Origin of the sequence: Staphylococcus argensis, assembly GCF_002902305.1 — a bacterium.
GTDB lineage: Bacteria > Bacillota > Bacilli > Staphylococcales > Staphylococcaceae > Staphylococcus > Staphylococcus argensis.
This window is the reverse complement of the sequence record NZ_PPPX01000001.1, coordinates 468728-481036: the sequence shown is the minus strand read 5'-3', so window position 1 is coordinate 481036 and position 12309 is coordinate 468728. Positions and strand designations below refer to the sequence as shown.

The window sequence follows — 12309 nt, the reverse complement described above, 5'->3', positions numbered from 1 at the left end:
ATAGTCCTCTTCGAACCCCTTTTTTAATATGAGAATGGTTTCAATTTTCTCCTATACTTTCTTCTTTCACATTTCATTAACTTACTTTACTCATCTATGCATAAGTAACTCATTTCATCCATTGAAAAAGACAGATGTCCTACGACATCTGCCTCTATATCATCATTCTATTCATCTTATTTAATTGCGTGGAATCCTGCATCCACGTGGATGTTTTCACCAGTCACACCACTTGATAAATCACCGAGTAAGAATGCTGCAGTCTTACCTACTTCTTCTTGGTCAACATTGCGTTGTAATGGTGCACGTTCTTCAATTTCTTTCAAGATCGCGTTGAAACCGCCTACACCTTTCGCACTTAAAGTACGGATAGGACCTGCAGAAATTGAGTTTACTCGAATGTTATCTGCACCTAAATCAGCTGCTAAGTAGCGTACATTCGCTTCTAAGCTCGCTTTCGCAACGCCCATTACGTTGTAGTTAGGTACGGCATATTCGCCACCGATGTATGTTGTTGCAACGATACTGCCACCTTCTGGCATTAATTTACTTGCTTCTTTAGCTACAATTGTTAGTGAATAAGAGCTGATGTCTTGAGCGAGTAAGAAACCATCACGTGACGTATCAGAGAAACGACCTCTTAATTCTTCAACATTGGCGAATGCGATAGAGTGATAAACGCCATCAATATTTCCTACTTCTTGACCGATCTTCTCGAAACCGTTCACGACATCTTCATCTTTTTGAACATCGATTTGGTAAAAGTGTTTTTCTGATTGGTTTAAATCATCAACTAATTTATCAAGTTGTTTCAAACTACGTTCTTTACGATAAGTGAATACAAGCTTTGCACCTAATTGATCAAGCACTTTAGCTACACCAAAACCAATACTACGTTTGTTTGCAATACCCATAATTACAAACGTCTTACCTTCTAAACTAAACATATGACTAACTCCTTTAACTTTATTCATAACGTTTCATTCGTTCAGTCAGTTACCTCGATGAGCATCATTCCTATAAAACTCATCAATTTATCGTGTAACTGCTACAATTTTTAAATTGTTCACACCTTTTATTCTAACATTATCATCTTTAATTAAACAATTGTAAGCGCAGGTGTTTCAATTGGTCTGAGATTTTACAATCACTGATAAGGCTCATAGGATGTGCTAGCCATAAAGTAAGTGAAATCTCTCCCATGAGCCTGTTTCTATTTATTTTACTCGAATGAGCTTTCAATACCTATTAAAACTCCAGCTCACGTTTCAACTCATCTACGTACTCCTTGGCACCAGTAACGATGACGCGGTCGCGATAACGTAATTGCGTATCACCGTGCGGCACGATAGACTCGTTATTTCGAATAATCCGTACGAAGATCACATCGCCGCCGAATGGGAAGTTGCGCAGTTGAATGCCCTCATATTTATGGTTGAGCATAGCAATCTCGTAAAGTGATGTCTCAACATTGCTGAGGAGATTAAGCATGTTCGGTGTCTCGATAAGCCCTTTGAGCAAGATCTTATTACTCGTAAAGCTACTGAAGATCTCTATGCCTTCAGCTCGTAACTCTTGATCATCAGAGCTTGACTCTAGACGACAAATCACGCGCTTAATGCCTCGCTCTTTCGCCATCAAAGCAACCTTTCTATTAATATCATCGTCATTCGTTGAACAAACGATAATATCTTTCTCAAATAGACCGAGTCGCTCTAACATCGTCGCCTCATAATCGGCAATTTCTATAATAGTAATATCATCTGATAAACGTCGATTATCACTTAAGTCATTGCGATAATACAACGATACTTTATAAAGTTCTGACGATAGATTCTGAGCGATAGGAATCGTAAGTTGGTTCTTCCCTATCATACTCACTTCAATGCGACGATTACTTTCGTCAGGCACTGGGAAGATCTTTTTAAACACAATCGGCACAAACACACATGTGATGACTGCACTCAAGATGAGAATACCTGATATGTCTGCTGAAATCGTACCCAACTGTTCCGCAATCTTAGCTGCGGCAATCACCAATGACAATGTCGATGTGAGTAAAAATGCTGACGCAATCGTCGTACGCTGATCAAACCATCGACGTATGTACATCACCGGGAAGATCTTCGACGCTAAAAACGCGACAATCAGTACCGGTATAATAATGAGCACTGAAGGCTCTTTAATCAATGAAGGGATGTTCAAGTCTACCCCTACCATGATGAAGAAGATTGGAATAAAGAATCCGTAACCAAAGGAATCGAGTTTCTCTACCATATCTTCGTCAGGTCCAAGAAGTGAGACGATAACTCCGGCCAAGAACGCACCAAGTATATTCTCTGCGCCCACACCTTCAGCAAGGGCGACGAGAAGTAAGATTAATGCAAAGACGGCACGTATACCAATTTGTGTCGTTCCATCCATTAATTTACGTAGGAAAGTCACCTTCTTGAGTTTCACACCTAGAATGTAGAAGATGATCGCAGCCACAACGAGAATGAGTGTTAACCATAATGGCACGTTACTTTTAGAATTCATAGCACCATAAGCCGTTAATAGAATCATTGTAATTAAATCGGCCAAGACAGCTACGAGTAAGATGAACTGGCCAATCGTGGTACGCATCACGTTCATTTCCTTCAGTGTCGGCACGACCACACCTAATGAAATGGTCGAAATGATGATAACCATCAAGAGGACATCGTCGATTAAGCCAAACCATTTAAACATATAAGCGAACACGATGGAGATAATCATGATTAATGCAAAGACAGTGATCGCCATCCGGAAGTGACCTGGCGTCTTGTTCTCTCCTTGTTCTTCCTTCGCTTTAGTTCGTGGATCCTTTCTAAAGGTCTTAAAATCAATTTCTAATCCACTCAAGAACATGAGAAAGATAAAGCCTAAAGTGGACAAAATATTAAGCATGGCATCCTTTTCTACTAAATTGAGAAAAGAATGCCCGATGATAATACCCATGAGTACTTCCGCAACTACTACAGGGATGAAATTGAGATTTAGTCTATTAACGAGTATCGGTGTGAGGAAAGCAGCAAGGACAACTACAACAAGAGATACAAATTCCATAGTTCCTCCTTAGATTAAATAGCTCATTAATGTAGTAGCTAGGCCGAAATAAATCAACATACTAATAATGTCGTTGATTGTTGTGATAAACGGACCACTTGCTACAGCTGGGTCAATATTGAGTTTATTCATAATTAATGGAATCACTGCACCCATCAATGTACCGACTGTCATCGCTGCAGTTAAACTACCGCCGACAATCGTTGCGAGAATAGGTTGACGATGTAGCACGATAATACAAAGTATCAATAAGATACCACATACGACACCACTGATTAAACCGCTTCCCGCTTCTCTTAATGCGACTAAGAATTTACTTTGTTCATTGATTTCGCCTGTAGATATTTTACGCACAGAGACGGCAAGAGACTGCGTTCCGGAGTTACCGGACATCCCACTAATAATCGGGATAAAAGCACCTAGCAATGCGACTTTGGATAGCGTGTCTTCAAATGAACCGATAAGCGTAGCAGTAATCATACTTAAGAAAGTCAGTGTAATCAGCCACGGGAGCCTTTTACCTGCAGTCTTAAACACGGAATCGTGCTTAGCGTTAACGTCAGACACACCGGCTAAACGAGAGTAGTCTTCGCTTGCCTCTTCGTCCATAACGTCTAAGATATCATCGATAGTGATGATACCAAGCAAGTGGTCTTGATAATCTACAACCGGCATCGCGATAAAGTCGTAGTCACGCATCTTCTGAGCAACATCTTCTTGGTCGTCCGCGACATTTGCACTCACGACACGCTCGCTCATTACATCTTCAATGTAAGCATCGTTCTCAGCTACGATCAAATCACGTAACGAGAGCACGCCCACTAACTGTTTGTGATCATTTACAGCAAAGATGACGTAGATCGTCTCGGCGTCAGGTGCTTGCTCTTTAACGTGCATCAAGGCCTCTTTCACCGGTGTTGTCACTTTCAAGGAAATGTACTCCGTAGTCATGATACCGCCGGCAGTATCTTCCTCGTAATGAAGTAAGGCTTTGATTTCTTTCGCATCTTCTTTATTCATTAAAGTGAGCATGCTAGCGACTTTCTGTTTAGAAAGCTGATTCATGATATCGACAGCGTTGTCGGAAGACATGTTCTCTAATACTTTACTCGCGTAGTTGGCGTTCATCGTATCGAAGAGAGGATCGTATTCTTCCTCTTCAAATTCGAGCTGTTCAAAGAAATCAGCGACTTCTTCAGGGGATAACACTTCGAAGATACGTTGCCTAATCTCGTCATCACTATCCTCGAAGTATTCACTCTGTTCGTATGTATGCATGCCGAGGAACTCATCTCTAAATGCATCAATATCATTATCAAGCAAATGCTGATCTAACAGAGATTTGTTGTAAACTTCTTCCTCATCAATATATTTATTATCGCGTTCGTTCGCCACAATACTCACCTCCGAATCACCACTATTATACCATATTAAATATGGTTTCTATTGAGTGGTAATTATCTTTAATTTCTATTTGTTTATTCGTTATTGGATGTTGAAAATGCACACAAACACATCTTAGTAACTGAATTGAATACTTAGAATGTGCCCCTCCATATAATGAGTCACCCACAATGGGATGATGAATATGTGCAAAATGTACTCTCAACTGATGCGTCCGCCCTGTGATGAGTTGGGCTTCACACAAGCTATAGTTATGACTCGTCTGTAATGTTGTATATCGAGTTAAAGCGCGTTTCCCTTCAGCGGTCACTTGTCTTTCAATAATACTATTACTCCGTCGACCAATGGGCGCATCAATTAACCCTTCCCTAGGTGTATGCCCTTCACATACAGCTAAATACCATTTTTTCAAATGACAAGAAGACATAAGATGATGGATAAAGCCATGTTTCGCAAAGATGACTATCCCTAAAGTATTACGATCTAAACGTGTCACAATGTGAGGGACAGTTTCATCAGTGGATTGTAAATAGCCTAGGGCCTGTTCAATCAGGCTACCATGCGGATGTTCTCTCGAAGGCGCACAATTTTGCTGTGCCCCTTTTGAAACGATGAGCAGAAATTGATCTTCATACAAGATCTTTAAATCTTGTTGAAAGGGTTGAAGATAATCACTGTACTGCTCTTCTTGCAAGTGCACGTCGACGATATCACCTGGCTGTAATACCTCTCTCACTGTAACAAATCGGTTGTTAACAAATAGAGCGCCATTACGTTTAATGGCGCTCAAAGTCTTCTTAGAATAGCGTTGTGCTTGAAGGAATTCACGCAATAATTGCGTAGACTCCACACGATAGCTTAACTTCATCACTCATCTTCCTCACTAGATATAAACGAGTCATGCACACGTTTCCAGAACGGAAATGGTCTGAAACGCGCAAAGCGTATCTTCTCATCAGCTACTCGGAATTGTATAGCATTGACATTCTTATGACGGATACTGACATGGTCAATCGTCGTAAGAATAGTATCGATATTCACAGGCTTAATGAGACAGGTATGATGCTTCGGTAACACAAGGGGTGAACCGACTGTTCTAAAGACTCTATTATTGATAGAAGCGATTTCTGTTAATTGCATCGCTTCGAGAGATGGATGGATGAGTGCGCCACCAAGCGCTTTATTATATGCTGTTGAACCAGAAGGCGTCGAAACACAGAGACCGTCCCCTCTGAAACGCTCGAATTGCTTACCTCGAATGTTGACGTCCACTACTAGTGTCGAACCATTTTCAGTCTTCATCGTAGCTTCATTAAGCGCGAGATGACGGGTTTCATAACCATTGTCGTTGTAGCGTACAATCAGTTCGAGTAAAGGGTATTCAATCACTTGAAATTCTGAGTTCGTAATCTCGATAATCAGCTTTTCTACTTCGTGGGGTAACCAATCAGCGTAGAATCCTAAATGCCCCGTATGCACACCGACAAATGCACATCGTGACAACATATGACTGTATTGATGAAAGGCCTGAAGTAACGTACCGTCTCCCCCTACTGAAATCACAATTTCAGGGTTGTCTACATCTTCGACCATTTCAAAGTCTTGCATATAATTCATCATCTTATGCTTTAACGCATTAGACTTTGAATCCCCTTTCGATAAGATTGCATAACGCATATTCACACCCCACTACTCATTATCATGCTTTTTCGCTCTTTTTTTCGAATAATATTTCTGCGCTTCTTGAATTTCATCTTTAATCTCAGACATTTCTTCATCAAGTAAATACGCCGCTTCTGCCGCCCTTTCGAGACGATGTTGAATCTCTGGCGGATAATCTCCATCATACTTATAACGCAAAGTATGTTCGATGGTTGCCCAGAAATTCATCGCTAACGTACGAATTTGTATTTCAGCCAAAATCTCAGTTCCCCCATTGAGCGTTTCTATAGGGTAACCGATGATGACATGATATGACCGATATCCACTTTGTTTAGTATTATTAATATAATCTCTCTCTTCAACTACACGGAAATCCGTTCTTTGACGTAGTAAATTCACCACAACATCAATATCATCGACAAATTGACACATGATGCGCAATCCAGCGATATCGTACATTTCTTCATGTAAACGATCGAACGGGATGCGTCGTTTATTCGCTTTATCGATAATGCTCGTCATGGGTTTCACACGTCCTGTGACGAATTCGATCGGAGAAGCTTGCTCAGTGACATCGTATTGCTTTCGTAAACCTTTTAACTTTATCTTCAGTTCATCTACAGCTTGCTTATATGGAGCTAGAAACTGATCCCATTGATTCATAATGCTCACTCCGCTTCGTACTACTTATCTTTAATTTAATTCAAATGTTTCTTCTACAGCACTGACAAATTCCTTACCGTAGTTAGAATTCCCTTCAATATTATCTAATATATAACTTAATTCTTCGTCGAAATGTTCAAGTTTTAAGTCGTCGTTAACAATTACTTTCTTACCTTTATTGTTATGTAACATCGACCAAGTTTCTTGAACGAATAGTAAATAAGAATAGGATTGTCCATCATCAAGAATATAGGCAAAGGCATAGTTATCACTATCTACTAACATTTGCCCTGCTTCTGTTAATCCTTCAGTTGGTTCTTCTGTATAGCAACGAATACTATCATCAGTTATTTTAATCTCATTAACATATATACGCATGCTCTTCCTCCTTATTCGTAAATCATTTTAACATAATTTAATCTTACATAACACGTAACTTGTCATGCGCTTTATGCAAGTAACTGAAGCCCTTACTGTGTAGGTTCAATGACTTCGAGATCACTTTCTAAAGTTAAAAATATTTATTAATTCTCCTGATCATTATTTATCCACTCATCAAATAACTATGCTTCAATGATGAGAATATGCTACGCTACAACGCATGAAACGATTCCTATATAATATGATTAAGCGTGATTACACTAACATAGAGGAGTGAAATTGATGGCTACTAATAATGAAATAGAATTTAAACAACTGCTATCTGAAACACAATACACACAAATCGAAGACGCATACTTTCAACAGGCAACGCCTTTTACGCAAACGAATTACTATATAGATACACCTGATTTCGTTCTCAAAGATCATTTATTTGCGCTTCGTATTCGTGAGAAAAATGACAGTCTTGAAATGACGCTGAAAATCCCTGCAGAAGTGGGGTTACTTGAATATAATTTCGAAACGACAATCCGACCCGAAATGGATGATGTGCTCGACCCAAGTGATATACCACAAGATATTATTGACGAATTGAAGTCTATCGATGCAAATATTGAACGTCTTACTGTCTTAGGCTCACTCACGACGAAACGTATGGAAGTTAATTTAGACAAGACCTTACTCGTTCTGGATCAAAGCAATTATTTAGATAAGACAGATTATGAACTTGAATTTGAAGTTGAGAATCATGATGAAGGTCGCAAAAAATTTGAACGTATATTAAATCAATTTAATATTGATTATCATGAACCAGATAACAAAGTGAAACGATTCTTTGACCGTAAATCTGAACTTTCAAATTAGATGATTATTCATCGGGTCATATCTTGTCCTAGTCGGTTAAACCTTGTAACCGCCTAGTCTATGCAGAGTCGAATTACTTCCATATGTAAAAATTCATGTTATATTAGTAGTAGATTAATTAAATTTGGTGAGGTTATGGCACAAACACCCTATAATATTATTGGTCAAGAAGCATTGTATGCAATGATTGATCATTTCTATAGATTGGTCGAACAAGACGATCGAATTAACTATTTATTTCCTGGAGATTTTAAAGAAACTAGCAGAAAACAGAAACAATTTCTCACGCAATTTCTAGGCGGTCCACAACTCTACACAGAAGAACATGGGCATCCGATGTTGAAGATGCGCCACATGAACTTTCACATTTCACCTTACGAACGTGATGCTTGGCTTGAAAATATGCATGAAGCGATTCAAACTGCTGACTTTCCTGCAGGCGTAGGTGATTACTTGTATGAGCGCCTGAAGTTAACCGCTAATCACATGGTCAATTCCGAAAAATAATTGTAGGTGAAACCACATGACTGGAGAATTAAAAATGTTACAACCGAATAGTCGTGAAGATACTAATCTTTCACCTGTGAGTAAGATAGAGATATACTCATTTTTCGATCCATTTAGCAAAGATTGCTTTAAACTCTCCGCTATACTATCTAAACTCCGTATAGAATATAAGCAATATATACGCGTGAGACATATTCTTAATCCTTCATTACGCGTCTTGACGAAATGCCAAGCGCAAAGTACTTCAGAACTTGATAATATTGCCTTAGCTTACAAAGCAGCTGAGCTTCAAGGACGTGTGAGAGCTGAACGGTTTATTCACCTCATCCAGAATGAGATTATTCCGAAGCGCGATATTATCACTGAAGAAATGGTCAACGATTGTATTTGTAATGCAGGATTAGATTATAATGTGTTCAAAGAAGATTTGAAGCACAATAAACTCAAAGAAAGCTTGCAAGTTGATTTGCATATTGCGCGTGAAATGGAAATTAATGAGGCACCTTCCCTCGTCTTCTTCAGTGAGGATGTTCATGAAGAAGGTTTGAAGGTAGAAGGGCTTTATCCATACCATATTTACACGTATATCATCAATGAATTGATGGGTCATTCTATTGAAAAAGAATTGCCACCATCGATAGAAAGATATATCCAATACCAACAATTGGTAACGAAAGAGGAACTTTTAACGATTTATGAGTGGCCTGAAAAGGTGCTTGATAAAGAGTTGAAAAAGTTAGCATTACAACAAAAAGTTGAAAAAATGGATTGTTTAGAAGGCAACTTCTGGAAGTCAAAGATTTGATTGCCGCTAACTCATATTGCATCCAAAGCGTGCAATTTAACATTAAAAAAATAAATAAATGATTGTTAAACCGCTCCATAACGAATATGGAGTGGTTTTTTTATACCTATCTTTAGTAGACATGCGCAACCGATCAATTACGGAAGCCACTTTAGGAGTGTCCATGTTCTGAAAGTCAATCTGTTGCAAAAATTATTTATTTATACTTTGACTAAAGAATAGTCTCAGCTCTTGTGACTCTCTCAAGAGAAATTAGACAAACTTAAGACTACATTTATTTACTCAATACATTAATTCTGTAATATATTTCATCACGCATGCATATACATCTATGTGAATAAGCAGGATAGCATTTAAAAAAGGATATAAAAAAACGCCGTGTCTGTTATACACGGCGCTAAACAAAGGGGATGGGAGAAATTTTTCACTTCAAACAAAGGGGTATGTTTGTTATGTGATTAATTTCATGTTCATAATATAACACGCCCCCAACCCCTTTTCAACCTAAAAATTGACTTTCATTGTATTTGTCACAAACTGTTCATATTGTAAGCGAATACAATGAAATTAAGCTTTCATAAGCTTTTCAAAAGCATCTAATTTTTCTTCAAATACCTGACAAGCTTGTTCGATTGGTTCTGGAGTTGTCATATCTACGCCAGCGTTTTTCAAAATTTCAATTGGGTAGTTAGAGCTACCTTTTTTCAAGAATTCGTTAATATATCTTTCAACTGCAGGCTGTCCTTCAGTTAAGATTTGATGACTTAAACTTTGAGCCGCACTGTATCCAGTTGCATATTGATACACGTAATAGTTCATATAGAAATGAGGAATACGTGACCATTCTTTACTAATCGCTTCATCCGTTTCAACTGCATCACCAAAGTAAGTACGGTTTAACTCTGCATACTCTTGATTCATGCGTTCAGCAGTTAGTGGTTCGCCCGCTTCTTCTATTTGATGAATCTTATGCTCAAATTCTGCGAACATTGTTTGACGGAATAATGTCGCACGGAAACGTTCTAACTCTTGGTTAAGTAAGAGTAATCGACGGTCGTCATCTAAGTGTTTATCCATGTAATCACTTAATAAAGCTTCGTTACATGTAGATGCTACTTCTGCTACGAAGATCGTATAGTCACTTGAGTTAGATGGTTGATGCTTACGACTGAAGTAACTATGTGCTGAATGACCAAATTCATGTACCAATGTATATAGATCTGAGACAGTATTAGACCAGTTAAGAAGAATGAATGGGTTCGTTAAGTGCGCACCAGAAGAATAACCACCTGAACGTTTACCTTTATTCTCATACACATCGACCCAGCGATTCTCTAAACCTTCTTTAACCACTTCCATATACTCTTCGCCCATAGGTTGCAGCGCTTCTAACATCCATTTCTTCGCTTCTTCATATGGCATTTCGAATTTAACGTCTTTAACGAGTGGTGTATAAAGGTCATACATCTTCATGTCATCGAGACCGAGTAACTCTTTTCTCAATTGAGTATAACGGTGCAGTAATGGAAGATATTTATGCACTGTTGCAACTAAGTTGTCATAAACTTCTTCAGGAATATGATTATTACTTAATGCTGCTTCACGTGCAGAATTATAGTTATGTGTACGCGCATTAAAGACATTCTTCTTCACTTCACCAGCTAATGTAGAACTTAAGGTATTGTTGTAAGCACCATATTTAGCATATAAATTATCGTAAGCAGATTGACGTAATGTACGATCATCTGATTCTAAACATTTAATAAACGTACCTTGAGTTAATGGATGACGTTGCCCTTCGGAGTCTACAGCGTCTTCAAATTCTAAATCTGCATTACTAAACATTCCATAGACATTCTCTGGTGTAGATAATGCATCTTGTGCTTCTGTAAGTAACTTCTCTTTATCTGCACTTAACACGTGCGGACGTTTCTCATTGATGAATTTCAAGTCAAACTCATAGCGTTGAAGTCCTTCGTGTTCCTTAACAAACTGCTCAATCTTCTCTTCATCAATTTGTAAGATTTCCGGAATTAAGAAGCTCCAACTTGAGCTGAACTTAATCACGAGTTGATGCGCACGTGCTTCAAAGCCTGTATATTTACTGTTAGCTGTATCTTGGTCTTGTTTCAAATGCGCATATACGTAGACTTTCTCAAGTTTGGATACGAGTTCATCTTCAAGTGCTAACGCTTGATATAACGTTTCCGCACTATCTCCAAGATGACCTTTAAATTCTTGTTCTTTACCAATTTGCCCTTCAACTTCTTTAAAAGCTTCTTCAAATGCTTCGTCGCTTTCAAAGATGGTTGTTAAATCCCATGTATATTCTGGATATTTACGTTCTTGTTCTTCCCTAGTTAATTGTTGACTCATAACTGTAAACCTCCTACATATTCATATTAGTACAATTTTCTCACGTCACTCTTATTTTTGCACGTCTAAAGCGACCACTCTTTCATTTCTATACTTTGAATCACCCTACTATAATGATCAATGAGTTGTTCTCCAATTTCTTGGACATTCGGGATTGTATGAATAAAATGACGAAATTGAAATAATTCATGAGCAAGTTGAAAAGGTTCGTTCCCTAATTTTCGCATGTAACAATATTGTAGTTGCCAAGCGACGGGATGCGTTCGAATGTACAGTTGATTAGGCAGGATAAATCCTGTCACTTTATTGACTTGTTGTTGCGTCCACTGCAAATGATAAATCGCATTTAAAGTAGGTTCATGAACACTGTTCTGTCGTCGACATATTTGTACATATCGCTCCACTCGTCTATCACTTAATTTATACAGTCCTGGAGTTGATACTTCCTCACTTTTACGAAATAACTCCTCGATTCCCATCGTGCGTTTACTACCGACAAACCATTGACCGCCTATATGTTGAACTCCCATAATACTCACCAGACTCTGCCGTTTTTCCGA

11 protein-coding genes and 1 pseudogene are annotated in these 12309 nt (G+C 38.5%); 3 read left to right on the top strand and 9 right to left on the bottom strand.

What is annotated here, in order from left to right; all coding sequences use genetic code 11:
• Positions 1 to 176: 176 nt before the first annotated feature.
• The 7 genes from fabI to CD039_RS02425 form a co-directional block, all read right to left on the bottom strand.
• Entirely contained in the window at positions 177 to 947 is a 771-nt protein-coding gene (gene fabI, locus CD039_RS02455; protein ID WP_103370981.1) for an enoyl-ACP reductase FabI, read from the bottom strand.
• 301 nt (positions 948 to 1248) lie between these two features.
• Positions 1249 to 3087, bottom strand: coding sequence for a monovalent cation:proton antiporter family protein (locus CD039_RS02450; protein ID WP_103370980.1), 1839 nt, complete (start codon positions 3085 to 3087; stop codon positions 1249 to 1251).
• A gap of 9 nt (positions 3088 to 3096) precedes the next feature.
• A complete protein-coding gene (gene mgtE, locus CD039_RS02445; RefSeq protein WP_103370979.1) occupies positions 3097 to 4482 on the bottom strand; it encodes a magnesium transporter in 1386 nt (461 codons plus the stop codon).
• Between the two features lie 25 nt (positions 4483 to 4507).
• Positions 4508 to 5359 (bottom strand): RluA family pseudouridine synthase, encoded by an 852-nt coding sequence (locus tag CD039_RS02440; protein WP_103370978.1) that lies wholly within the window; start codon positions 5357 to 5359, stop codon positions 4508 to 4510.
• Positions 5359 to 6168: an NAD kinase gene (locus CD039_RS02435; protein WP_049406699.1), complete on the bottom strand. Its 810-nt coding sequence runs from the start codon at positions 6166 to 6168 to the stop codon at positions 5359 to 5361. The genes CD039_RS02440 and CD039_RS02435 overlap by 1 nt, the downstream gene beginning before the upstream one ends.
• Positions 6169 to 6180: 12 nt before the next feature.
• Positions 6181 to 6816, bottom strand: coding sequence for a GTP diphosphokinase (gene yjbM / locus CD039_RS02430; RefSeq protein WP_049406696.1), 636 nt, complete (start codon positions 6814 to 6816; stop codon positions 6181 to 6183).
• A 30-nt stretch (positions 6817 to 6846) separates the two neighbouring features.
• Positions 6847 to 7194: a UPF0738 family protein gene (locus CD039_RS02425; RefSeq protein WP_103370977.1), complete on the bottom strand. Its 348-nt coding sequence runs from the start codon at positions 7192 to 7194 to the stop codon at positions 6847 to 6849.
• Positions 7195 to 7479: 285 nt separating this feature from the next.
• Here CD039_RS02425 and CD039_RS02420 point away from each other — a divergent pair, with 285 nt between their 5' ends.
• The 3 genes from CD039_RS02420 (at position 7480) to yjbH (ending at position 9373) form a co-directional block, all read left to right on the top strand.
• Positions 7480 to 8061, top strand: a complete 582-nt coding sequence (locus tag CD039_RS02420) for a CYTH domain-containing protein (RefSeq protein ID WP_103370976.1) — start codon at positions 7480 to 7482, stop codon at positions 8059 to 8061.
• 135 nt (positions 8062 to 8196) lie between these two features.
• A complete protein-coding gene (locus CD039_RS02415) occupies positions 8197 to 8568 on the top strand; it encodes a globin domain-containing protein (RefSeq protein WP_213407215.1) in 372 nt (123 codons plus the stop codon).
• 16 nt (positions 8569 to 8584) lie between these two features.
• A complete protein-coding gene (gene yjbH, locus CD039_RS02410; RefSeq protein WP_103370975.1) occupies positions 8585 to 9373 on the top strand; it encodes a protease adaptor protein YjbH in 789 nt (262 codons plus the stop codon).
• Between the two features lie 567 nt (positions 9374 to 9940).
• Here yjbH and pepF read toward each other — a convergent pair.
• Positions 9941 to 11749 (bottom strand): oligoendopeptidase F, encoded by a 1809-nt coding sequence (gene pepF, locus CD039_RS02405; protein WP_103370974.1) that lies wholly within the window; start codon positions 11747 to 11749, stop codon positions 9941 to 9943.
• A 65-nt stretch (positions 11750 to 11814) separates the two neighbouring features.
• Positions 11815 to 12309 (bottom strand): annotated as a pseudogene (locus CD039_RS02400) (hypothetical protein); the annotation flags it as partial.